The sequence below is a fragment of the Neiella marina genome (assembly GCF_002165625.1).
Taxonomy (GTDB): domain Bacteria; phylum Pseudomonadota; class Gammaproteobacteria; order Enterobacterales; family Neiellaceae; genus Neiella; species Neiella marina.
In genome coordinates this window covers 144,104-168,948 of sequence record NZ_NGNS01000002.1, presented here as the reverse complement: position 1 = coordinate 168,948, position 24,845 = coordinate 144,104, and the positions used below count along the sequence as shown (strand labels likewise).

Annotated in this window: 19 protein-coding genes; 10 read left to right on the top strand and 9 right to left on the bottom strand. The window is 48.1% G+C overall.

The window, feature by feature from the left end:
* Positions 1-43 precede the first annotated feature (43 nt).
* Positions 44-1,336, top strand: coding sequence for a GGDEF domain-containing protein (locus CBE68_RS02525; RefSeq protein ID WP_087504504.1), 1,293 nt, complete (start codon positions 44-46; stop codon positions 1,334-1,336).
* 163 nt (positions 1,337-1,499) lie between these two features.
* Positions 1,500-1,769, top strand: a complete 270-nt coding sequence (locus CBE68_RS02520) for a hypothetical protein (RefSeq protein ID WP_087504503.1) — start codon at positions 1,500-1,502, stop codon at positions 1,767-1,769.
* Between the two features lie 27 nt (positions 1,770-1,796).
* Here CBE68_RS02520 and CBE68_RS02515 read toward each other — a convergent pair whose 3' ends face one another.
* A complete protein-coding gene (locus tag CBE68_RS02515) occupies positions 1,797-2,555 on the bottom strand; it encodes a hydratase (protein WP_087504502.1) in 759 nt (252 codons plus the stop codon).
* Between the two features lie 171 nt (positions 2,556-2,726).
* Here CBE68_RS02515 and CBE68_RS02510 point away from each other — a divergent pair, with 171 nt between their 5' ends.
* From CBE68_RS02510 to CBE68_RS02495, 4 genes are all read left to right on the top strand, one after another.
* Positions 2,727-3,662 (top strand): TraB/GumN family protein, encoded by a 936-nt coding sequence (locus tag CBE68_RS02510; RefSeq protein ID WP_087504501.1) that lies wholly within the window; start codon positions 2,727-2,729, stop codon positions 3,660-3,662.
* A 47-nt stretch (positions 3,663-3,709) separates the two neighbouring features.
* Positions 3,710-4,285, top strand: a complete 576-nt coding sequence (gene smrA, locus CBE68_RS02505; RefSeq protein ID WP_087504500.1) for a DNA endonuclease SmrA — start codon at positions 3,710-3,712, stop codon at positions 4,283-4,285.
* 155 nt (positions 4,286-4,440) lie between these two features.
* Positions 4,441-5,550, top strand: a complete 1,110-nt coding sequence (locus CBE68_RS02500; protein WP_087504499.1) for a ketoacyl-ACP synthase III — start codon at positions 4,441-4,443, stop codon at positions 5,548-5,550.
* Positions 5,551-5,599: 49 nt separating this feature from the next.
* Positions 5,600-6,235, top strand: a complete 636-nt coding sequence (locus CBE68_RS02495) for a ThuA domain-containing protein (protein WP_158100474.1) — start codon at positions 5,600-5,602, stop codon at positions 6,233-6,235.
* Here the strand turns inward: CBE68_RS02495 and CBE68_RS02490 are convergent.
* Both CBE68_RS02490 and CBE68_RS02485 read right to left on the bottom strand, forming a co-directional pair.
* Positions 6,224-6,577 carry a cupin domain-containing protein gene (locus CBE68_RS02490; protein ID WP_158100473.1) on the bottom strand — a complete coding sequence of 118 codons (354 nt, stop codon included), beginning with the start codon at positions 6,575-6,577 and terminating at the stop codon, positions 6,224-6,226. The genes CBE68_RS02495 and CBE68_RS02490 overlap by 12 nt on opposite strands.
* Before the next feature lie 10 nt (positions 6,578-6,587).
* Complete coding sequence (locus CBE68_RS02485; RefSeq protein WP_087504649.1) at positions 6,588-7,640, bottom strand: alkene reductase; 1,053 nt, start codon at positions 7,638-7,640, stop codon at positions 6,588-6,590.
* A 196-nt stretch (positions 7,641-7,836) separates the two neighbouring features.
* Here CBE68_RS02485 and CBE68_RS02480 point away from each other — a divergent pair, with 196 nt between their 5' ends.
* On the top strand, positions 7,837-8,748 hold the full coding sequence (locus tag CBE68_RS02480; RefSeq protein ID WP_087504496.1) for a LysR family transcriptional regulator: 912 nt from the start codon (positions 7,837-7,839) through the stop codon (positions 8,746-8,748).
* Here CBE68_RS02480 and metE read toward each other — a convergent pair.
* Positions 8,738-11,023: a 5-methyltetrahydropteroyltriglutamate--homocysteine S-methyltransferase gene (metE, locus tag CBE68_RS02475; RefSeq protein ID WP_087504495.1), complete on the bottom strand. Its 2,286-nt coding sequence runs from the start codon at positions 11,021-11,023 to the stop codon at positions 8,738-8,740. The two genes, CBE68_RS02480 and metE, sit on opposite strands and share 11 nt — an antisense overlap.
* 137 nt (positions 11,024-11,160) lie before the next feature.
* Between metE and CBE68_RS02470 the strand changes: the two genes are divergently transcribed.
* From CBE68_RS02470 to CBE68_RS02460, 3 genes are all read left to right on the top strand, one after another.
* Positions 11,161-12,075, top strand: a complete 915-nt coding sequence (locus tag CBE68_RS02470) for a LysR family transcriptional regulator (RefSeq protein ID WP_087504494.1) — start codon at positions 11,161-11,163, stop codon at positions 12,073-12,075.
* 84 nt (positions 12,076-12,159) lie between these two features.
* Positions 12,160-13,170, top strand: coding sequence for a LacI family DNA-binding transcriptional regulator (locus tag CBE68_RS02465; protein ID WP_087504493.1), 1,011 nt, complete (start codon positions 12,160-12,162; stop codon positions 13,168-13,170).
* A 186-nt stretch (positions 13,171-13,356) separates the two neighbouring features.
* Positions 13,357-14,373, top strand: coding sequence for a LacI family DNA-binding transcriptional regulator (locus CBE68_RS02460; RefSeq protein WP_087504492.1), 1,017 nt, complete (start codon positions 13,357-13,359; stop codon positions 14,371-14,373).
* Between the two features lie 135 nt (positions 14,374-14,508).
* Here CBE68_RS02460 and CBE68_RS02455 read toward each other — a convergent pair whose 3' ends face one another.
* From CBE68_RS02455 to CBE68_RS02440, 5 genes are all read right to left on the bottom strand, one after another.
* Positions 14,509-16,953, bottom strand: a complete 2,445-nt coding sequence (locus CBE68_RS02455; RefSeq protein ID WP_087504491.1) for a GH36-type glycosyl hydrolase domain-containing protein — start codon at positions 16,951-16,953, stop codon at positions 14,509-14,511.
* Positions 16,954-17,008: 55 nt separating this feature from the next.
* On the bottom strand, positions 17,009-17,167 hold the full coding sequence (locus CBE68_RS18695) for a hypothetical protein (protein WP_158100472.1): 159 nt from the start codon (positions 17,165-17,167) through the stop codon (positions 17,009-17,011).
* 308 nt (positions 17,168-17,475) lie between these two features.
* Positions 17,476-19,698 carry a beta-glucosidase BglX gene (gene bglX, locus CBE68_RS02450; RefSeq protein WP_087504490.1) on the bottom strand — a complete coding sequence of 741 codons (2,223 nt, stop codon included), beginning with the start codon at positions 19,696-19,698 and terminating at the stop codon, positions 17,476-17,478.
* Positions 19,699-19,938: 240 nt separating this feature from the next.
* Positions 19,939-21,054: a glycoside hydrolase family 5 protein gene (locus CBE68_RS02445; RefSeq protein ID WP_087504489.1), complete on the bottom strand. Its 1,116-nt coding sequence runs from the start codon at positions 21,052-21,054 to the stop codon at positions 19,939-19,941.
* A 118-nt stretch (positions 21,055-21,172) separates the two neighbouring features.
* Positions 21,173-24,166, bottom strand: coding sequence for a TonB-dependent receptor (locus CBE68_RS02440; protein ID WP_087504488.1), 2,994 nt, complete (start codon positions 24,164-24,166; stop codon positions 21,173-21,175).
* Positions 24,167-24,845: the final 679 nt, after the last annotated feature.

Below are 24,845 nucleotides of genomic sequence, written 5' to 3'. Positions count from 1 at the left end.
TTAAATAATATTAATAAGAAATTTTCCGTAATTAGGCCACTTTATGAAATATTTCCTCTGGCATGCATTGGCGTTACTCGTAGTGACGGCGGTGCTCGCACTCGGCTATGCATCACTGTTTAACAAACATCTCGTCATTAATTCAGAAAGTGGCCATGAAATTCAGGTTGGTTCTGATGCAGTTAGTAACGCTGGCACGTCTAGCGTGGCGCTCAACCGACAGAATGAGCAATTGACTTTGTCATGCACCTTGGACAATACCGGCTATGCGTACCCTTACTGCAATCTCAATTTCGTTCTAGGAACCGCCACTAAGGGGCTGGACCTAACCAGCTATGAAAACGTTCGCTTGAAATTGTCGATTGACGGACCTGACAACGATTTGCGGATATACCTAACCGCGAGTAGAAGCAGCTCAATTCAAATGGGCGATGAAATGCGCAAGTACTACAGTGTCGAAATCGCCCCTTCAGATTTCAATAACGACATCACCATTCCATTGCATCTTTTTAAAACCGCTCAATGGTGGCTCGATGCCTATGGTAAAAACTTGTTTGATACAGAAGTAAATTTGGCCAATGTATTGGCGCTGCAAATAAGTACAAGCTCTGCCAGTGTCCCAGGCGATTATCAAATCAGGTTTGAACAAGCGGTGTTTTCCGGCAAGATCATTTCCCGCGCAACACTGTATCTACTGATTATCGCGATGTGGGGTTTGTCTGCTCTTGTGTATGTTGTGATGCACTGGCGCAGCACCCAGCTACAGCTGAATGAGTCGCAACGCCGAACCGACCAACTGCAGCAAATTAACGATGCTTTGCAATTGCAATCCAAGACCTATCAACAAGCGTCACAACGCGACGCGTTGACAGGACTCTATAACCGCGCCGCGTTACGAGAAAGAGCCCAGAATTGGATCGAGCGGGTCGAACAGCATAACGACCGCTTATCGCTGGTGCTGTTCGACATTGATCACTTCAAAGCAATCAACGACAACCATGGCCATGACGCAGGTGATGCCGTGTTGATTCAGCTCGCCAAATATTGCAATGAACACATTCGCCACCAAGACTTGCTGGTTCGCTGGGGCGGCGAAGAGTTTGCTATTTTCTGTCCACAGACTGAATTGCAGTTCGCAGAAATGTTAGCCAACAAAATCCGCAATGGTATGCGTTCAGTAGATTGGCCAGAAGGGCTGAAAGTAACGGCGAGTTTTGGGGTCAGCGAACTCTATGTTGGCGAACCATTTACCGAGTTTGTTAATCGCGCCGATCAGGCGCTGTATTTCTCTAAGCAACATGGCAGAGACATGGTCTCTGTGACCGGCTTAGACTAGCTCCAGGTATTAACATGGAAGGCTTTGTATATATCCTGCGTCATGGCGTTGACGACAATCTGATCAAAGTGGGCTTTTCTAACGAGCCGGTGCGCCGTGGCGAAGAGCTGTTTGGTGGCAACCCGCGCCACTTCGACTGGCTTACATCTGGCAAGTGGCCGATATGCGATGGGCAGAGACCATCGCCCACGCTCGACTGGAAGATCATCGCATTGACCACCGGCGCGAATGGTTTTTCATCGCCCCGCCGCATCGTTTCAGTTATGTGGAGCGCCATCCCGACAACATGCCAGCTTTTATCGAAGCCTTAGCGCAAGAAATAGCGCAAGATTTTGATAATCACGGTATGCCGTACCACTGGCGAGATATCGACGCCTATGCAGAAGATGTGTATCAAAAACGTCACAATCTGCGCCAGTTTCGGACTTGGTAAGCAATACCTGTTGGACTTGTTTTGGCGTTAAGCTTTAACGCTAAACGTCACTTTGTACTCGCCCAAACCGTCATACTTGATGGTGGTTTGCTGGTCGAAGTCAACTTCGACAATGCCGGCATAAGAGCCGGTAATGATGGCTTCTCCGGCCTTAAATGATTGGCCGCGTTTGGTCATGAAGTTGATAAACCACGCCAATGGATTTTGCGGTAACTGATTGGGATGCTTACCAGCAAACCCTTGCTCGCCACTGGCCTGGCTCACGGTCAAATCAATAGTCGCAGCGGCATAAGCTTTTTGTTTGTCGATCTCGGGGCCAATGAAAAGACCTTGATTAACCATGCAATCGGCTAACCGTTCGAAAAAGCTTGCATCGCAATCATCGGCAAAACGTGCCTGCATCAACTCAAGGGCCATATGGCAAGAGCCAACTGCGGCATGTACTTGCTCTTCACTATAACCTTGCTCGGATGCTGGCAAATCGTGCTGCAAGATAAAGGCAATCTCGGGCTCAATGCGGGCTTTGCCATTATCTTCGAATAGCTCAACTTGATCGCCACGTTGCACCGTATCGGCAAAAATTGGCGCCGCAATGATCTGTCCTTCTGCTGGCGGCAATAGACACTTCCAGCCGGTAGCAGGTTTAACAGCCAACATGGCTTGTTGAATAGCAAGGGCATCATCGATTGAGTGCGGTTGTTGCTCATCAGCTAAGCAACCGGCTTTGGTTCCTGGAACGCGGCGCGCGAGCAACTCCTGCGCAGCGAGTTCAACATTCACTGTCATTATGGTTTCCTTCGGGAGTAAAAAACTTGCCCAAGCATACTCCTCAGCAGGCCAATTCAAAAGAGCGCTAACACAACAAAACATCAATGCAGACAAAGTCAGGCAAGTGATTGAAACAGTGCGCCTTGCTCGTCTATTCTAAGGTTTCAAACAAGGACGGGACTAATCGATATGTTGGTGAACAGCGCTATTCGCAAACTTTATAATTCATTCGCGGTATTACTGTGTTTAACGGCAAGCTATTTAGCTCATGCTGGCAATGGTGCTTCACCAGCACTGTATTTAGCACAAAAGGGAGACACTAAAATCTATCTTCTGGGCAGTATTCACGCCGGTAGAGAAGATTTTTACCCATTAGCCTCGCATATCCAACAGGCGTTTCAGGATGCCGATGAATTGCTACTGGAGTTAACTCCAGATCAAATGACGCCGCAGCAGTTGCAGGCGGCGATGATGAAGTTCGGGGTGTTGAGCAGCCCTAAACCATTACAGGATCGCATGACCTCTGCGACCTATGACCAAATTAAAACGGTGATCGCCGATGCTGGTTTGCCCGCCCATCAATTGATCTTTATGCGGGATTGGGCGATTTTGATTCAACTGACCGTGGCCACCATCCAGAAAATGGGCTTAGCCGCTGATCAAGGCGTTGACCAACATTTTTCTACCCTAGCGGCCAGTGCCGGTAAGCCAATGCGAGGACTTGAAACCCTCGAGCAGCAATTTGAGATTCTGGCGTCAATGGATGAACTTGGGCCAGAGTTGCTTTACAAAGACTTTGTCAATGAATTGAGTTACGCCAAAAACTGGTTACAGGCAGTTGAATCGGCTTGGCGCAATGGTGACGCCGCGCGTCTGAATAGTCTTTATCAGGAGTACGATGAACGCCAACAACAAGCCGATTTTATGAGCAAACTGAACCGTGACCGCAACAAAAATTGGCGCGATCAACTTGTTCTGCTTCCGACTGGCAAAACCTACATGATGGTCGTTGGTGACATGCATATCCATGCCAATGACAGCGTGTTGGATTTTCTCAAAGAGTCGGACTTCGAAGTGAAACAAATTCACCACGTCGTGGCTGCACAGCAAACCGCTGCGTTGTAAAAGACGTAGTTAGATTGACAACTGGCTTTTGTAGGACAGAGCTTGTAATGAAAGATGACGATCAATTTGCTGATTTTTTAGACGGCGTGAAGCCCTTAACATCGTCTGACACCATCCCTGATCAACACCGGCAAATGGCCCGTCAACAAGCCTTGGCGCGCCAACAAGCCGCTATGGCAGTGTCGGCCAAGGATGATAATCCACTAAGCGATGAGCAAGCCATTGAATTGGTTGATCCGCTCGACATGCTGGAGTTTCACCGCCCCGGCGTCCAACACGGCGTATTGAAGAAGCTGCGTTTAGGCCACTATCAAAGCCACATGAAGCTGGATTTGCATCGGCATACGGTGGCCGAGGCAAGACAAGCGGTCGTATCATTCATCGCTAAATGCCAACAACAGCAGGTACGTTCGGCAATCATCGTTCATGGTTTAGGTTTAAAAGGCAATCCGCCAGCAAAACTCAAGAGTTGTGTTAATCAGTGGCTACGCCAATTACCACAAGTCATGGCTTTTCATTCCTGCCAAAAGGCCGATGGCGGCCTTGGCGCGGTTTATGTCTTGCTCAGTAAAAGTGCCGAAGCAAAACAGCAAAATCGTGAACGCTTTCAGCAACGCCGATAGCTTGTTTGGTTGTCGACTTTTCGCTTAAGTTCCAAGCTCGGTCACAACCTTTAGTTGCTATCTAGCAGTCAAACTACTGGGATAAATAGTTTGGCTGAGGAATAATGTAAGCTGCACGCAACATCTTTTTCCGCAGTTTCCATAGGCCGTAGCTAATGACATACGCTGAAATTACTGGGTGGGGCAAATGCCTACCGCCAGCAATCTTGAGTAATCACGATCTAAGCACCTTTCTCGATACTTCAGATGAGTGGATCACCAGCCGCACCGGCATTCAGCAGCGCCGCATTGCCCATGTTGATACCAGCGACCTAGCAACCGTAGCAGCCCAACACGCGCTGGCTGCCGCTGGCTTGGAAGCCAATGACATTGATATGGTGATCCTCGCCACTGCTAGTCCCGATACTCTGATCCCATCAGCAGCAGCCAAAGTAGCTAAAAACCTAGCAATGAAACAGCCCGCAGTATTGGACATCAACGCGGCGTGCACTGGCTTTTTGTATGCCCTGCATTTGGCCACCGGCTTGGTGCGTTCTGGCATGAACAGCAACGTACTGGTTATTGGCGCAGAGCGTCTGACCCACTACCTCGATTGGTCCAAACGCGATAGCTGCGTCCTGTTTGGCGATGGCGCTGGTGCGGTAGTTGTATCCGCCAGTGAGCAACAAGCTGGTTTACTATCATCAACGCTTGGCAGTGATACCGAAGCGCGCGAAATTCTCTACATTTCGGATTACGGCACCAGTGCCGATCGGTTTGCTCAGCCAGCGGGAATCTACGACTTGAATTTTGTTGGCCCGGAGATTTTTAAGCGCGCCGTAACCGGCATGGGAGCAGCCGTCAGCCAAGTGATGGAAACCGCCGGTTTAACCAAAGAGGATGTCGACTTTGTCCTCCCCCACCAAGCTAATTTGCGCATCATCGAATCACTAGCAAAACGTCTTGGTGCTAGTGAAGAGCAAGTGCTGATTAATATCCAAAACTACGGCAATACCTCTGCAGCAACCATCCCTATCGCTCTATGTGAGGCACTTGAGTCCGGCCGCATTAAACCGCAAGACAATATCATGACCGCCGCATTTGGTGCCGGTCTGACTTGGGGGGCGGGCTTCATCAAGTGGGGACAGCGAGTAACGCCGCGACAAGTGAGCGATGCAGCGCTACCTCCTTGTGACAAAACCGCTCTGGAGTTGCTAAGCCGAGCTATTGAGCAGTGCCGTCAACACGGTCGCGGGTCAATGCTCGCTGCAACAACGACGTCATAAGCACCGACAGCCATTTAGCTATCATCCTGACAGCATGGAGCGATCACTGATGACATCAACAAGCCCGAAGACATTGGCGCTGGCCGGCGATTGCTGGCATCCGCAGCAATTGGTGAAGAACGCATTTGCTGACTGTTATAGCCACAGCATTGATTGGCGCAATGCCATTGAGCAATCAAGCATCGACTCGCTGCAGGAGTTCGATATCATCCTGTTAGCCAAAGCCAACCACTTATCGGATAGCGATGATAAACCTTGGATGACCCCTGTCATCGAACAAGCGCTGGTTGACTATGTTGAGCAAGGAGGCAAGCTTTGGGTGTTGCATTCAGGTCTTGCTGAGTATGATCATCATCCGCGTTTGTGCCACTTGATGGGCGCGACTTTTGTCCAGCACCCTGAGCCTTGTGATGTCACCACTCGCACAACTCAGGCCCATCCTTTGACAAATTCCGTCACTGCGTTTTCGCTATTGGATGAGCACTATGAAGTAGTGATAACAGATCCCCAAATAGAGATCGTGCTAAAGACCGAATCAAGTTACGGCACTTACCCCGCAGGTTGGTTCAAACAGCAAGGCAAAGGTAAAGTCTGTGGCCTAACACCAACTCATTTTGCCGCTGGTTGGCAACAAGCCCAGCTGCAACAGTTGCTGCAAAACACGCTTGATTGGCTAGCCAACTGACGCTTGCAGCACCAACAATTCGAGCGGCTCATCACTATCGTTGACTAAACCATGGCTTCCGAACGGCGGATTAACCACTACATCCCCGGCGAATACATCTCGCTGTTCACCATTAACCACAACGCAACCCTGGCCAGATAGAATCAAATACAATTCCTTATTGTCGTCATGACGGTGTTCACCGATGGACGATTGCGGCGGCATGACCAAACGAATGACAAAATCCCAACTACCGGCAAAATCTTCGGCTCGAAAAATCACTTGCTGTTGGCACTGACCTTCTCCCTGGTGCAATGCTGTAAGCGTTTCTGCCGGTTGCTGATAGATATTTCGTACCATCATCACTAGCCCCTTAAAAGAGTTCAGCGAGTTGATCATTATCGTATGGTTCAATCGTTTGTTGCTGCTTTAATCGCGCGACAAAGTCGTGATGGGTGATGAATGGTCGACCAAACGAAACCAGTTCGGCCACTCCTGACTTCACTGCAGCCTGAGCAGTGTCGCTGGTGTAACCGCCACTGGCAATTCGAATGCCCGAATAGCGCTCGGCAATATACTGGCCGACGGTTTGGTTTAACGCATCAATCGGATCATCTTCGTACATGCCCTTGTGAAGGTAAGCCAATTGACGTTGATTCAATTCACTTAAAACCAAATCAAACACCGGCAAATCACGTGGTTCACTGTGCATAAATATGTCTGCGGCATGATAAGGCAACAATCTTAGGCCCGTGCGCTGCTCTGGCACCACGGCCTTGATGGCATCCAGAACCTCAAACAAAAAGCGCATCATGTTTTCCGCGTTGCCACCATATTGGTCTTGGCGTTGATTGCTCGACCAATGCAGAAACTGATCAATGAGGTAGCCATTAGCGCCATGGATTTCGACGCCATCAAAGCCCGCTTCTAATGACCGTTCAGCGGCATCGGCAAACTGTTGCACCACCCGCTTAATATCCGCTTGAGTCATTTCGCGCGGCACTTCATAGCGTAAACCATCGGTTTGAAAGACACGACCATCAAGGGCAACAGCTGATGGTGCAATCGGCACCTGACCATTGTGATATATCGAGTGAGATACCCGGCCCGTATGCCAAAGCTGGGCAAAAATCTTGCCGCCTTGCTCATGCACCCGCTCAGTCACGAGCTGCCAAGCTTGTTGCTGCTGTTTCGTGTAAATACCAGGGCCACGCGGATAACCTTGCCCTTCCTGGGCCGTCAGTATGGCCTCTGAGATGATCAATCCGGCGTCAGCACGACGAGCGTAATAGGCTGCCATTAACTCAGTTGGAGCTAAGTTCTCATCAGCCATTGAGCGCGTCAGCGGTGCCATGATGATGCGATTAGAGAGCTGTAGTTGGTCATTCAATTTAACAGCTTCAAACAAAACATTGTTGGTGGTCATCTTAAGATCCTCTGGAACGGCTCTGTGGCCGTGCTTATTCACGACTTAGTCCATTTTATTGACGCACCAAAAGTCGTCTAGATAGCAAAAATGCCTTTAACTGTTTCCAAAATGGAAACAATAAAACTTACAATGCCAACAAGCATCAAATCAGTGGCGCCGAATCGCTGTGCTGTTTAACCAAAGGATCAGATTGATGGAGCAATTTAGACGAGCCGACACCTTTGCCCGTGTGGTCGAGGCGAAGAGTTTTTCTGCCGCGGCGCGTCAACTAGGGGTCGCCAAATCGGTGATCAGTAAACACATCCGCGAGCTTGAGCAGTCATTAGGGGTTCGTTTACTCAATCGTTCGACCCGCAGCCTCAGCCTCACCGAGGCAGGACAAATCTATTACCGCCATAGCTTGGAGTTACTGCAACGGGCCAATCTGGCAATGACCGAATTGCGTCAATATCAAAATCAACCCACCGGCACGCTTCGTATCACTAGCCCCATTGACTTCGGCACTGTGGTATTGGCACCAGTGATTGAGCAATTGAAGTCGATGTACCCAAAACTCAACATCGACTTGCAGTTAGACGATCAGATCGTTGATATGGTGGAACATGGAATCGATTTGGCGATTCGGGTTGGCTGGCTAAAAGATTCGAGTTTGGTCGCCCGTAAAATTGGCGAGGCGAAAATGCGCGTGTTCGCTTCACCCAACTATCTGGCCCACCACGGTAGCCCTAAAACGCCAATCGAGTTGGCGCAACATCAGTGGATCGCACTGACCCTGCTGCAAAGCCCGTTGAAGTGGCTGTTCACCGATCGCAAAGGAGCGAGTCATCCGGTGACGATTGAAAGCAGTGTTAAAGCCAATTCGGTATCTGCCGTGGTGGCCTTAGCGAAACAGGGGCTGGGCATATCAGCCATCGCCGATTACGTCATTGCCGATGACTTGATTACCGGACGACTTTTGCCACTGCTGTCTCAGTATCAATTGCCGGCGGTAGGCGTGTATGCCGTTTACCCTCACCGCCAACACGTACCAGCTAAAGTTCAAGTGCTGCTGGACCTATTGCAGCAGCACTGGACTCACTTGAACTCAGCTCCGGCTAGGCGCTAATCGCCGTCCGACTTTGCTTGGCGGCAGCAACCATATTAGCGAGCGCTGCCTCTGTTTCCGGCCAGCCACGAGTTTTCAAACCACAATCCGGGTTGACCCAAATTTGCTCAACAGGGAAAGTTTGTTTCGCCCGCTGCAAATCGGCCACCATTGCTGCGACTTCTGGCACATTAGGCGAATGAATATCGTATAGCCCCAAACCAATGGCATTTGGATAGTCGTAATCAATAAAGCTGCTCAGTAACGTCATATCTGAGCGTGACGCTTCGATGGAAATCACATCGGCATCAAGGGTTGCAATTGATTCAATGACATCCTCGAACTCGCAGTAACACATGTGCGTGTGAATTTGAGTACTGTCGGCAACACCATTGGCACTGAGGCGAAACGCGCCGACAGCCCATTGCAAATAATCTTGCTGGTCGCGCTGCCGCAACGGCAAGCCTTCTCGCAACGCCGGCTCATCAATTTGAATGATCTGAATCCCAGCCTGCTCTAAATCCGCGACCTCATCTCGAACAGCCAAAGCCAACTGTTGCGCAACCTCGGCTCGAGGTAAATCGGAGCGAATAAAACTCCAGTTCAACAAGGTAACCGGTCCAGTGAGCATGCCTTTCACCGGTTTATCGGTGAGTGATTGGGCATACTTGCTCCAACGAACAGTCATCGCTTGCGGTCTGGCAACATCGCCATAGACCAACGGCGGCTTGACGCAGCGCGAGCCATAACTCTGAACCCAGCCATATTGGCTAACGGCAACTCCTTGTAAATGCTCGCCAAAATACTCCACCATGTCATTACGCTCGGGTTCACCATGCACCAATACATCCAGATCCAATTGCTGCTGGCGCTTAATCTCATCGGCGATCTCTGCTTCGATAAAGGCATCGTAGTCCGGTTGCGACAACTTGCCATTTTTCAGCGCCGCGCGGTTTTGCCGAATCGCAGCCGTTTGCGGAAATGAACCTATGGTAGTCGTTGGGAGTTTTGGCAACTTCAGCACATCGGCTTGAATTAGCTGGCGCTGACCAAAGCGACTCTGGCGTTGAAGATGCTCGGGTAGTACCGAATGACAACGCTGACGCACAGCCAGATTAAGCACTCGGCTCGAATGTGCACGTTGACGCTGGATCTGATCGGAATCGGTAAATAACGCCCGATCGGTGAACGACTGACAACCGTTTAGCGCTCGCGTCAACGCCACTACTTCACTTAGCTTTTGCCGCGCAAACGCAAGCCAACCGCGTAATTCATCATCTAATTCAAGTTCAACATCACTATCCACTGGCACATGGAGCAAAGAACAAGAAGGAGCAATCCAGAGATTGTCACCGCGCTGCTCATGTAGCGGAGTGAGTAGTGTCAGTGCCGCAGATAAATCGGCTCGCCACACATTGCGGCCGTCAACAACACCGATGGACAGCACTTTGTCAGCAGGCCATTGAATGGCGATTGCCTGAACTTCATCGGCCGCCCGCACGGCATCAATGTGAAGACCCGCTACGCCGGTTTGGTTCAGCCAAGTGAGCTTATCCGCTAGACCACCGAAGTAGTTAGCAACTAACACTCGCCCTTCAAACTCCGCAGTTAACTGCTGATAACTGGTCACCAAGGCGTGCAACCACGACTCAGGCAAATCCAGCGACAACACCGGCTCATCAATCTGTACCCAACCGCACCGACGCTGATTTAACTGTTGTAGCAATTGGCTATAGGCATTGAGTAACTGTGGCAGTAACGCCAGCTTGTCAAATTGCTCGCCAACGCACTTGCTCAACCACAGAAACGTAACCGGCCCAACCACCACAGGCTTAATATCAAGGCCTTGCTCTAATGCCTCATCCACTTGCTCGATCAACGACGATGATTGCAGTGAGAAACCTTGGTCTATTTCTAGCTCAGGGACTAAATAGTGGTAGTTGGTATCGAACCATTTTGTCATCTCTAGGGCGGCGGCATTGCCGGTGTCATTTGATGTACCGCGCGCCATGGCAAACAGTTGCGCCAACGGTTGTTCAATGGACTGGTGACGGCTAGGTACTACCCCAAAGCTCTGTGCCAGTTGCAAGACATGGTCATACCAAGCGAAGTCACCAACGGGTAGCAAATCTAACCCCGCTTGTTGTTGCCATTGCCAGTGCTGATGACGCAACGCTGCGCCAGTTTGCTGTAACTCAGTCTGTGAAATATCGCCGCGCCAGAAAGCTTCAAGAGATTGTTTCAGTTGGCGCTGCGCGCCGATTCGTGGAAAACCAAGATTATGTGCAAGTGCCATGTTGAACCCCAAATTCCGTTAGACGTTTAGATGGCTAAAGTTTGACTAACGACTTAACATGAAGCAATCTCATGTTTTTCACGTTCAACATGAATTTTTCGCAAGTTAATCGGCAAGGATAAGGAAATTGACCGCTTATGATCGATATAAAGCACCTGAAAACTATTCAAGCGCTCAAACAAACCGACTCGGTTGCCGCTGCGGCTAACCTGCTGCACACCACTCAATCAGCATTGTCGCATCAGCTCAAAGAATTGGAACACAAGCTCGATCAGGCCGTGTTTGTTCGCAAAACCAAGCCATTGCAACTGACTCAAGCTGGTGAGTCATTATTGCGGCTTGCCGATCAAGTACTGCCACTGGTGCAACGAACTGAAACGCAGTTGAAGCAATGGAGCATGGGCCATGGCGGTCGGCTGCATATGGCCATTGAATGCCACAGCTGTTTTCAATGGTTGTTCCCTGCGCTGGATCAGTATCGCCAACTCTGGCCTGAAGTAGAGGTCGATTTTGCCAGTGGTTTTCATTTTGACGCCCTGCAAGCGCTGGCCGATGGCGAGCTCGATTTGGTGATCACCGCCGATCCCATCGAACATGATGCGCTCAGCTACATACCGCTATTTCGTTATCAAAACATGCTAATCACAGCGGACACCGATGAGCTTGCTAGGTTGGACAGGGTCCGTGCTGAACACTTAACGACCAGCACCTTGATCACCTACCCAGTCGAATCGACGCGTTTGGCTATCTATCGTGATTTGCTATTGCCGGCAGGGCTGGCGCCGGCGCAAGTTCGACAAACAGAGCTAACGCTAATGATGGTGCAATTGGTACTGAGCGGTCGTGGCGTTGCCGCCTTGCCCGAATGGGTCATTAACGAATACACCAACAAAGCACCGATCACTGCGATACCGTTCGAGCCGCCACTTTGGAGCACCCTTTACGCTGCGGTACGAACACCAATTGATGCTGACTACATCGGCTCGTTTATTGACTTGGCTCGCCAGAGTTGCTTTGCCACGCTGGCCAACATTGAACCTTGTAAAGACTAACGATCATCGTCAAATCCCTGTCAAAACATGCATTTCATTACAAACTGTTAGATAATTGGCGGCTGCAACAGAGTTGGAATAATTATGGCAACCATCAAAGACGTGTCGAAACATGCAGGGGTCTCACCGGCCACCGTTTCTCGAGTATTGAATAACTCAGAGTTAGTGGTTGAGAAAACTCGCGTCAAAGTTATGGCTGCCGTCGAAGCCTTGGGTTATCGCCCCAACACTCTGGCCCGCGCCATGGCATCCGGTCGCTCAGGAATTGTCGGCATGGTGGTGCCTGAAATGAGCGCGCCGATTCACGCTCGCTTCATTGGCGAAGCTGAAAAGCTATTCCGCCAACATCGAATCCAGCTGATCGGCGCGAGTGGTCATTGTGACCCGGAACAAGAGCGCGACGCCATCGAATTTCTGTTGCAGTGTCGCTGTGATGCTCTGATCTTGCTCGTCGAAGCAATTGACGATGGCTATTTGAAGCAGCTTGCTAATCGTGAGGCCAATGTCGTATTGCTCAATCGCCACGTCGCAGGTTTAGAGTCGCAGTGCATCACCTTAGATAATCTACAAGGCAGCTTTACTGGCGCCAGCCACTTAATCGAATTGGGCCACAAGCGTATTGGCTGCATTACTGGCCCCCAAAACAAGCAAGACGCCAGAGAACGCTTTGAAGGCTTTCAGCAAGCTTTACAGCAGCATCAACTGATTCAAAATCCAGCTTGGTGCGTCGAAGGCGAATTCACCGAAGCAAGTGGCTATCAGGCCATGGCCAAGCTTGCCGACCAGCAATTGACGGCGGTATTTTGTGGCAACGATGAAATGGCGTTTGGCGCCCTAGCCTACTGTCGCAAACATGGTATTGCAGTGCCCGAGCAGATCTCCATTTTAGGTTTTGATGATCTCCACTTTGCCAGCTACACCTTCCCTGCGCTGACCACCATGCACTTTCCTGCGGACACCATGGCGATTGCAGCCACTGAATTTTTGCTGAGTAATTGCTACAACATTGAAACCGCCAACAGTGCACCGGTGATGACTTACTTACCGACACTGGTTAGCCGAGATTCAGTCGCCGACATTAGCCCTGTCGAGTAAGCAGCTCAGTTCCCTAGGCAGCATTGATACAATGAAAAATTCTCAATATTTTGGTGACTCACTCGCAAAAACAACTGAAAACGATTTCATATCAAAATGTTTGTGATAGCCTATTGAGGAGTAATCAGGTTTTCTCTATTGTCCTGATTGTTTTTCATTAAAAACGAAAGTTTTCAGAGGATTTTCATGGCCAAAGTTGGTATCAAAGACATCGCGCGAATCGCCAACGTGTCGCTTGCAACGGTATCTCGTACCTTGCGAACCCCAGATCTGGTGCAAGAGGCCACTCGCCAGCGAGTCCTTGATGCGGTGGCCGAGTCGGGTTACAGGCCCAATCGAATGGGCATGAACCTGCGCACCCAACGTACCGGTAATATCATGGTTGTCATTCCTGATATCACTAACCCATTCAACGCTGACTTAATTCGCTCCATTGAAGAAACCGCCAGCAGCCATGGTTACGCGGTGCTGCTTGGCGATACTCAAAGTAGCCCAGAGAGTGAAAAACAATACGTTGATTTAGTTGAAGTGGGACAAGCCGATGGATTGCTGTATTTCTCTGGCCGCAACCCATTTAACATCAACCCGGATAAACCGTTACTCGATCAGATCCCGACCATGGTCAACTCCAATGAAGAATTAGATTTAGAGGGTATTGACAAAGTCCTGCTCGACAACGCTAAAGCGGCGCATGAAGCGGTTCAATACCTGCTCGCTCTTGGCCACACTCGCATTGCCGCCGTCACTGGCCCAATGAATACCAAGAGTGCCAACGGTCGTCTTCAAGGGTATCGCGACGCGCTTGAGCAAGCTGGTTTAATTGTTGATGATAAGCTGATCATTGAAGGTGACTATCATATTGATGCTGGTGTTGAAGCCACCGAAAAGCTACTGCAATTAAAGCAGCGACCAACCGCGATTTTCTGTTTCAATGATGACATGGCGATCGGAGCCATTAATGTCTTGCAAGCCAACGATTACCGAGTTCCTGAAGATATGTCAGTGATTGGTTTCGATAACATTCTCTATTCGACCTATGTGCGCCCCGCCCTCACCACCGTGTCACAGCCGGTTGAGGAGATAGGGCGGCTGTGTGCAGAAAAACTCATCGCTCGCCTGCGAGGCGTACACAGTGAACCGTCAACCGAATATGTGTCGCACCAATTAGTGATCCGAGATAGCACCGGCCCAGCGCCGGAATAGCTGCTGAGCATAGCTACACGACTGAAAAGCCTCATCTGGCACCAGCCAATGAGGCTTTTTTATCAGTCATAAAAAAGAGGCCGTGGTAACCACGGCCTCCGATTATGATTAAAACGTTTACATAATGAGCGATGTTTAGTTCAGCACCACTTTAATCTCATGTTCGCCATTGAATTTCTGGTAATCAATGACATCACCGTCAACGTCGACGCCATCAATAGTCATACTGGCAATGCCTTTACCTGTGCCACCACCTTGTTTGATTTCAATATGGTAAACCGCATCACGGAATTGGCGCGTGATGTTGATATCGCCCAGACTCGCATCAAGGCAAGGGTCAATTTGCAAGCCATTGTAGTCAGGGCGAATTCCCAAAATATACTGGGTAGCTGCGTAGTAGTTCCAGGCAGCAGTCCCGGTTAGCCAAGAGTTCTTCGCTTCGCCTTGAATGTAAGCGTCACGCCCCGAGATCATTTGCGAGTATACATAAGGTTCGGTTTTGTGCCGCTCAGTCAAATGCTCAATGAATGCAGGGGTGATCCGAGTGTAATAACTCAATGCTTTGTCAGCTCGGCCCAACATGGCTTCTGCCACAACAATCCATGGATTGTTGTGGCAGAAAATTCCGGCATTTTCTTTGTAGCCTGGCGGATATGAAGTGATCTCACCGTACAGCGGGTTGTATTCGGAGAAAGCCGGCTGCTGTAACATCACGCCATATTCACAAGCCAAGTGTTTCTCTACCGAATCCAACGCTTGCTTGGCTTTGCCATCATCAAAACCAATGCCTGCCATGGTGCAGAAGCCCTGTGACTCAATGAAGATCTTGCCTTCATTGTTATTGCTACTGCCAATTGGTTGACTTTGGGAGTCATACGCACGAAGAAACCATTCACCATCCCAGCCATGTTCTTTCACCGCACTGACCATGGCATCGACATGAGGCTGGGCATCAACGGCATCGGCCTCAAAACCAAGCAGCTTAGCAATGGCAATAAACTCATTGCCGTATAACACAAACTGACCGGCAATCATCAGCGATTCGGCGACATCGCTATCACCGCGCTGGGTGGTTTGATACGACTCATTCGGTTCGGTCGAGAAACAGTTAAGATTGAGGCAGTCATTCCAATCAGCACGACCAATCAATGGCAGTTTGTGAGGGCCGAGATTATTCACTACATGATAGAACGATGCTTTGAGGTGATCGTAGATAGTGCTAGGTACTTCAGGAGTATCTTCAAATGGCACTATGTGTTTGAGGAAACTAACATCACCAGACTCTTTGACATAGTTGGCAACAGCTAAAACAAGCCACATCGGGTCATCGTTGAAGTTACCGCCAATATCGGCATTGCCCTTTTTGGTTAACGGCTGATACTGGTGGTATGCCGAACCGTCCGATTGCTGAGTTGCAGCCAAATCGATGATCCGCTCTCTAACCGCTGATGGGATCATATGGGCAAAGCCAATCGTGTCTTGGTTGGAATCACGGAAGCCCATACCGCGACCAATGCCCGACTCAAAATACGAGGCACTGCGCGACATATTGAACGTCACCATATTTTGATACTGGTTCCAAATATTCAGCGCACGGTCGAGACGCTCGTCATCTGACTTAACGGTGAAACGCGACAGGAGCTCATCCCAATAGTCTGTTAACGTTTTCAGAGCCGCGCTAGCTTTTTCCGCCGTGTCGTATCTAGCGATCAGTGCTTTGGCAGGCTGCTTGTTAATCACCCCTGGCGCTTGCCATTTATTCTCAGGCTCAACCTCGACATAACCCATGACAAAGACAAAGGTTTTGCTCTCGCCAGCGGCCAGTTCAACATCGAGTTGATGGGCTGCAACAGGCGACCAACCGTGGGCCTCAGAGTTTGTACAGGCGCCATCCATGACCGCTTTGGGACATGAATAATCGTTGTAAACACCGACAAAATGCTGGCGGTCAGTATCATAGCCAGCCAGCGGCGCATTGACCGAGAAGAACGAATAGTGGTTACGACGTTCCCGATATTCGGTCTTGTGATAGATGGCACTGCCTTCTAATTCAACTTCACCAGTTGAGAAATTACGCTGGAAGTTGGCGCCATCGTCCTCTGCATTCCACAAGCACCATTCCAGCGATGAAAATAGTTTCACTGACTTTTTCGCAGCACTCTGGTTGGTGACCGTCACTCGGTGAACTTCACACCAATCTTTCAGCGGAATAAAGGTAGTTTGTTCCACTTCAATGTCGTTCTTGCGGCCAATAAACTTGCTATAGCCCATGCCATGGCGACACTCATAATGGTCCAACTCGGTCCGAACAGGGCGACCGCCAGGGTTCCAAACTGTTCCGTTATCATTGATGTAGAAGTAACGTCCTCCGCTATCCATCGGTACATTGTTATAACGATAGCGAGTGATGCGACGGAACTTGGCATCGCGATAAAAGCTATAGCCGCCCGAGGTATTGGAGATCAGGCCGAAGAAGCCATCATTACCTAGGTAATTGATCCACGGTAATGGCGTAAACGGCGTGGTGACGACGTATTCTTTATTGGCATCGTCGAAGTAGCCAAAAGTTGATGCAGTCATAATTAATCTTCTATTTTGTTGTACCAGTTTTTCTTCAGGATCACGGTAGAGACAATCAACAGTAAGACGGGACCGACATTGATTGCTCCTCACGGATCACGATATATGTGGGCAGCACGACAAGAAAGGTTTGCAGCATGATACCGACGCAAACATTCACCATATCGCGCTTAAAATCAGGGCCAGCAGAGAACTCTGGATCGTCTGCTTTCACAGCTTTACAAACCAGTACTCAAAAAACCCAAGGGTTAACGTTATTGTGTAACTTACTATATAATTCAAAAATTTATGAACAACCATAAAGACTGACTACAACACACGATATACAGAAAGGCTATCCTTTTCTAAAATCACTAATGCTTTGTACATTTTTGTAAACTTTTTCCTTTAGGTTACCAATACAAAGCTCAATGAACAAAATGCCTTGCGTCTACTATGAATAATCAGTCTTCTGGGAATAACTATGGGAGAGTCTTAACTCTCCCCCGTTGTCGATGCTCGCCAGCTTAAAGCGACAGTAGCTTATTTGGTTAACTTAAATTCAGTTTGTTTCAGCTCAGCCGAGCTGCTACCGATAAATAGAATGAAGTCACCTGGGTCAATAGTGTATTTGTGGTCTCGACCAATGTAAGCCAATTTGTCCGGCGTGATAGTGAAGCTGGCCGTTTTGGTTTCACCTGGCTGTAAATCCAAAATAGTAAAGTCTTTCAACAGCTTCATAGGCTGGGTAACTGACGCAACCTTATCATGCAGATATAGTTGAACGATTTCTCGCCCAGCTACATCACCGCTGTTGGTCACTTCAATGCTCGCTTTCAAACTACTATTTGTACTCATGGAGCTGCTACTCAGCTTGACCTCACCGTATTTGTATTCGGTGTAACTCAAACCATAACCAAAGGGGTAAAGTGGCTCATGTGGCACATCCCTGTATGTTGTGGAGTAACGATCGTCCTTATCTTCAGGAAAGAAGCTATGGCTAGTCAGTTTATAGCTGTAGAAAATTGGAACCTGCCCCTGATGATAAGGGAAGGTCATGGGCAGTTTACCTTGCGGGTTAAATTTACCTGATAGGATCTCCGCAACAGCTGTACCGCCAGTAGTACCCGGCATCCATGCCATTAAAATAGCATTAGAGTGCTTTTCCACGTCAGTTAAGACGTAGGGACGACCAGCGACAATTACTGTAACAATTGGCTTGCCGGTTTTGGCTACTTCCTGCAACAGGGTTTCCTGCAATCCAGGAAGATGCAATGAAGCCGTTCCACCGCCCTCACCGCTCATCCAATACTCTTCACCCAGCACCATTACCACTGCATCAGATTCTTTTGCCAAAGCCACAGCCTCGGGAATAAGCTCAGCACCAGATTTGTTGAACTTGTCGATACTGACGCCGGGAGCAAAGCTCAGCTCGGCCTTATCGCCAAACTCTTTTTGCAAACCATCATAAATGGTCACCACTTCCTCAGCCAGACCCAATCCGGGCCACCAACCAATCAAGTCGCGATCAGCTTTGGCAAAGGGTCCAATCACAGCAACTTTTTTATTAGTTTCAGCAAGAGGTAATACGCCATCGTTTTTCAACAACACCATGCTCTTGAGGGCAATATCCTTGGCGGCAGCAATATTCTCCTTGGACAGCAGTTCGGCTTTTTCGACTTCAGGTTCGAAGCGTCCCAATGGATCATCCAGTAAACCCGCCTTCTGCTTTAGCAACAGTACCTGGCGCACGGCATCATCAACTACCTGTTCAGACACTTTGCCTTCTCTAACCAGCTGTGGCAGTAATTCAAGATACTTTTTCGATTGCATATCCATATGGATATGGTTGTTAATCGCCATCACTGTAGAATCTGTATCAGAGGCAGCCACACCAATCTCGGTCATGTTGGGAATGGTTTCCCAGTCGGTCATGATTAGGCCTTCATAACCCAACTCGCCTAACAATAGATCATCGAGCATAAATTCACTGGCTGTTAGCGGCACACCATCATAGGTGGTATAAGCTACCATTAGAGCAGCAACCCCGGCATCTATTGCCGCCTTAAAGGGTGGCAAGTGAACTTCTCGCAGCTCGCGCTCACTGATATCCTGAATGTTGTAGTCGCGCCCAGCCAATGATGCACCGTAGCCAGCAAAGTGCTTTACTGTGCTTAAAATGTTCTGTTTATCAGTGCCCGACTCCTGAAAGCCTTTTACTCGAGCCGCGGCTATCAGGCTGCCCAAATAAGGGTCTTCTCCCGCAGCTTCCAGAATCCGTCCCCAACGAGGGTCACGACTGACATCCACCATAGGTGCATAAGTCAGTTGGATACCGCCTGCTGCGGCTTCTCGGGCTGCTACTTGAGCTGACTTGCGAATTGCAGGTAAGTCCCAACTGGCGGCTTCTGCCATGGGAATAGGCGTGATAGTGCGGTAACCATGAATCACGTCTTCCTGAAACAGGATTGGCACACCGGCACGGGATTCTTCCACCGCGATTTTTTGCAGTTTAAGGTTTTGTGCAGCACCGTTGGATTTCAGTACGCTTCCTATTTTGCCTTCACGAACCAACTGGTAGTGAGACTCATTTAATTCACCACCAAAATCTACCAGATTAAGTTGCCCAGCTTTTTCCTCCAGGGTTAGTTTGCTCAGAATGGCTTCTACCTGGGCATTAGTTTCTGCACCAGAAGCGATCTGGCAACATGCTGAAGATGCTAAAATTGCTGCGGCACCAAGTCGTTTTAACCGACCTTTAAACATATTTTTCTCCTACGGAACAAACAGATCTCAACGCTTCTTATTACTTCGTTAGTCAACGTAAAATAAAACAACCTTTAATTGACTTTATCTTCTTGACAACTGGCTCATTTCGCAGCATCCATTTATGGAAAGCTAATATGGCTAAAAAGCACCTTGAGATGCCTTTTAGCCACTGCGATAGCTGAGCGCCAATTTACTAACTTAAGTTCTCCGCGTTGCGCCCGTTAATTGTCAAAATTGTTACTGAACCAAAACGCCTTTCTCTGGCCCCCAGGTATTTTCTTCACGGTTATAAGAAGCAAATGAACCGCCATCATCCCAGAACGTTGCTGCAAGGCCGAACTCTTTAGCGAAAGTAACATGGCTACTAAGGTACTCTTCTCGCTGGGACTGTTCACACACATTTTCGGGCTTTTCATGGTCATATTTTGCAGCCCCAAACTCGTTAACCATCACAGGAATATTGTTAACCTGCGACCAGTCAAATGCTTTCTGATAAATCTCTTTTAATTCAGATTTATCTTCATCAGATCCCCATTCTTCCGTACAGGCACCGGCAAAGTTCCAAGGATCATAACTGTGGAAATTACCAATTAAGAACTGGTCGTTAACATCTGGCACATCTAACTCATCGGTAATTAAATCATCCAAAGCCGACCAGCCGTTGCCGGAAAACACCACCAAGCGGTTAGATGTTTGGTTTCGAATAATACTGAGGGCACGCTTATGAAGTGTATTGAGATCTGCCATCGACATATCATGAGGCTCATTCAATATCTCAAACAAAAGTTTGGGTGACTTATCTTTAAAGCGCTCCGCAATGCTAATCCAAATGGTGTCAAAACGGCTTCTATGTTGCACGCTTTGATAGTTTTCCTTAATCCAGTCATCGTGATGTACGTTTATGATCACATAGAGATCTTGCGCTAGAGCCCAGTCTACTAACTGCTCGACTCTATTCATAAAATCTTCATCAACACGGTACGGCGCTTCGGTTGCCACGCGCTGATCCCAAGTAATTGGGATCCTTACATGTTTAAAACCGGCTTCAGCGAAAGCCTCAAAGTAATATTGCTCGGCTGGTAATGCCCATTCTCCTTCAGTAGGAGCATCAAGGGTGTTACCAAGATTTATACCCACTTTCATCTCAGAGATGGCCTGATGAGGAGAAATTTCGTTAGATAATGTATTTTGCACTACATTGGGTAAAGGCAAGGGCTGCTCTTGTTGCGGTAGCTCGGGTGAAGTGACCGCCGGAGGCTCAGGTGCAGTTACTGCCGCTGGCTCACCTGTTCCTCCACCGCCACATGCTGTTAGAAAAAATATCAATATTAAATAGCAGATGTATTGCTTCATATGACTACCTAGAAGTATTAGCATGAACTAATAACACGCATACTGAAAAGAAACTCGAAGGTCGTTACTCCTGTAAACGACCTTCGAAAGGTTTACACTTTTAAGCAAACAATGACGTCTAGAAAGAGCCGCGAACTATTAAGCTATATCGGCGGTCATTCATAAACCAGGCTCGGGACTTACGAGTTCCCTCGTTATCAATTTGCATTGATGTTTCTGCGACAGAATCGGTAACGTTTTGCACTTGAGCTCCGATAGTTAGCCCATAATCTTCGAGCTCATAAAATAGCGATGCATCTAGATAACCATTATCTTCCTGAAAGATTGGTAATTGAGTAATCACATCTCGAGTGGTTAACAAGTACTCAGAACGCCAGTTATATGCTAGGCGCGCCTGCCACGGACCTTTTTCATACAGGCCTTCCAGATTGAGGTTATCTTTAGATAGGCCCTCCAATGGCAAGTTGTCGAAAGCAATATCGCCAGCATCACCTGAATCAGGGTGATCTGCAGACAAACCAGAGTTTGGAGACCCATCATCTTCGATGTAAGCGTAGTTAGCTTTGAAGCCTAAACCATCCCAGGGAGCAGGCAGAAAATCGAAGAATGTTTGGAAAGCAACTTCGGCCCCCTTAATCGAGCCCTCCCCGCCATTAACAGCACCGGAAACTTCAACGACTTGAGTAACACCATTGTTAGTAAACTCTTGTTCACGGACGCCATTGACAAAATAGTTCTTAAGGTCCTTGTAGAACACCGCACCAGTTAATGAACCGACCTCACTGAAATACCATTCTAGGGTCAAATCTAGGTTTGTAGACTCCATAGGCTGAATATCGGGATTACCAGAACTAGCGGTATAGCGGGTGTGTCGGTACTCAATCAATTCTCCAGTCTCTGGATCATAAGTTTGTTCAGTATCTGTGCCAGTAATTGAGATATAGTTTCTTAAATATCCCAATGAAGGTAAGGCTAAGGCCTTCGAGATACCAACTCGAGCAAGCACCTCATCAGTTACGTCAACTGTCAAGTTGAAACTTGGTAAAACTTTGTCATAAGTACTAGATGCTACTGTGCTCTCTGAGTAACCATTGCCAAATGCTTTTTGATCATCAGGCAGTAGATTTTTTCCATCCTCTGGGCCAGTAGGTGTTTCATCTGGGAAAGTCAGGAAACCAGCAGTGTCGTTTTCCAAACGAACATAGCGTAATCCTACATTACCTCTGTAGTCGAACCCGCCCAGGTAACCTTCAAAATCTGCTCTAACATAGAAGGCTTTATTTACTTCTTCTGTGTCATTAATTTCATTGTCAATGAAGTCGCCAGTTGCTCCCTCTCTTTGATTAATTGGACGCCAGTCTGGATTAAGTGCTGCAAACTGTTCCTCAACCCCCCGGTAGTTTTTGGTTAATGATAAAGCCGGGAAAAGAAAGCTAGTGCCACCGTCAGCACTCATAGCACCTCTGCGACCAAAGTCATTAAAGCTCACTACTTCATACGGCACGGTTTGACCAGCAGCGGTGTCGAGCCAAGCAATGTCGTCAGCCCCGCGCCACTCTGGCGTTAAGCCGCCCCAGTTGTAGGTTGATTGACGGGTGGTCTGCTGGCGTTTGGCATAACGAGCTCCCACTTTGATATCGGTAAAGAAACCTTCATCGAAAGTGTAATTGACGTCGAATCTTGTAGCCCACTCGTCGCCTTCGTTATCGGATAAGTGTTCCATGGCTGAGCGCCAGTAACTGTTTGCCGGGTCAGTAAAATGACCGGTACCGCTAGCCAGATCGCTGCCACCGGCGTAATCCGGATGATAAAAGTCCATACGAGGCATGCCTGAACCGGACAAATCAATACCCACAGTTGCAAATGTACCAAGCATAACAGCCATATCGACAACATCACTTTTTGAGTCTATGTACTGCAAGTCGTAATTAAACGCCCAAGTATCATTTGGGGTATATTTGATGTTGAAGCTGAAATCTTCTACGAGGTTATCGGTAAACCTTGTTCGTGTATTGGCGGTGTGTTTAAAGCCACTGTCACAGCGCTCAGCGCAGTTACCACGCCACTGGTTATTGTCGGTCATGATACCGCTTTGGAAAAAACCATTGCCATCGACTTCAAACTCTGTGTCACCAACGGGCACTATGGTACTTGAGGCCACGTTACCATCGACACCTTCAATAACGCGCTCTGACCACTCCAGTTCTGAGTCTGAACGAATATATTCACCGGTGGCAACAATTGTGTTATCTGGGTTTTCCCACTGCACTACAACTGCAGCCCCTTCGCGATCGCGATCATCCTGCTTTCTAGTGAAGCGGCCAAATTTTGGCGCCTGGATAGTTTCGCCATTTACTTGATATAAGTCCTGCTCCGCGTATTTACCAATCCCGATGCCATCAGATTGGGCTTTTAGTTTTGACTTTGAGTAGTTGACAAGCAAACCGAATTTACCCAAATCAGTGTCGAATACATCACTGTAGAGCCCAGAGAATGTCGGTGTTGTATCCTCAATGTAATCCGAATATGTCGCCTCTAAGGAAAAAGCGAGAAGCCTTTTGTCAGAATCAAAGGGTTTCTTGGTATTTAAGTTTACAGTACCCGAAATGCCCCCAACCACCATATCGGCTGTCTGGTTTTTATATACCTCAACGGAGCCCATTAATTCAGGGGGAACATCTTGAAAGCTCAGAGCTCTCCCTGCATCCGCGGTAAATGTGTCCCGCCCATTAAACTCACTGCGTACATGGGTCAGCCCGCGGACCACAACGCCACTGCCTTCTGTACCGAAGTGATCAGGATCATTTGAACCTGCAAAGCGCCCCATGGCTACACCAGGTAAACGAGATATAGCTTCAAGAACGCTTCGGTCTGGCAATACGCTAATATCAGTGGCTGTAATTGCGTCCATTACAGTATCACTGTTTTGTTTTAATGATTGTGCGTTCTGCCACTCTCCGCGCAGGCCTGTAACCTCAATCACTTCGGCCTCTTCTTCGACAGGCTCTTCTTGTGCTCTCGCAAGTGAAGATGCAAACGCTGTTTCCAGTACAGCAAGAGCAATAAGCGAATACTTAAACTTAATTTTCTTACTGGGTTTCAATGCTTTCATATATTCCTCGGGGGGGTAGGTTATTTGAGCTTTCTAGCTTTAATTATTTTATAGGTTACTAACTAGAGACCAATCTGAAGAGCAACCAACCAGCAAAACGAAATTCAATACATTGCTTGTTCAAACTTGATGTGTGCAACGAGTATATTTTCTTGTTGAATACTCAATCACCACACTGACATCAGCCACCATGTTGAAATCAGCCATCACTTTGAAATCGTTTTCATCCTGCCTGACTAGAATGTTCTAACAACAGCCGACACTAGTCAACAATCGGATAACAACTTTACTTTGACCTACATCGCATCTTTTAACACAAAAATGGCTTAACTAACTTTAACACCAAAACTGAAAGTAGCAGGCTATAGTCGCCGAAAACCAAGGCTCCAAAGAACTAAAGCAAAGAAGATAAATGATAATTTTTTATTTATTTATCAGTAAAATAAGATAAAATAACCAAGTATAAAACCTCAACTTTCTCAAAAGAATAGGTAGCACTCGAAGAAAGGCAAATTCGAACTAGCCAATCGATGTTCTCGAGCTTACCCTGATCTCTCGACTCAACTAAGTCAACATGCAATTTACCAAAAAGCAGCAAACCGCTTAAAAAATAACAACCGTCACAAAGAGCTAGAATGGTTAATTTCCTTTACCTCTCAAAGAAAACGTTTTCAATACT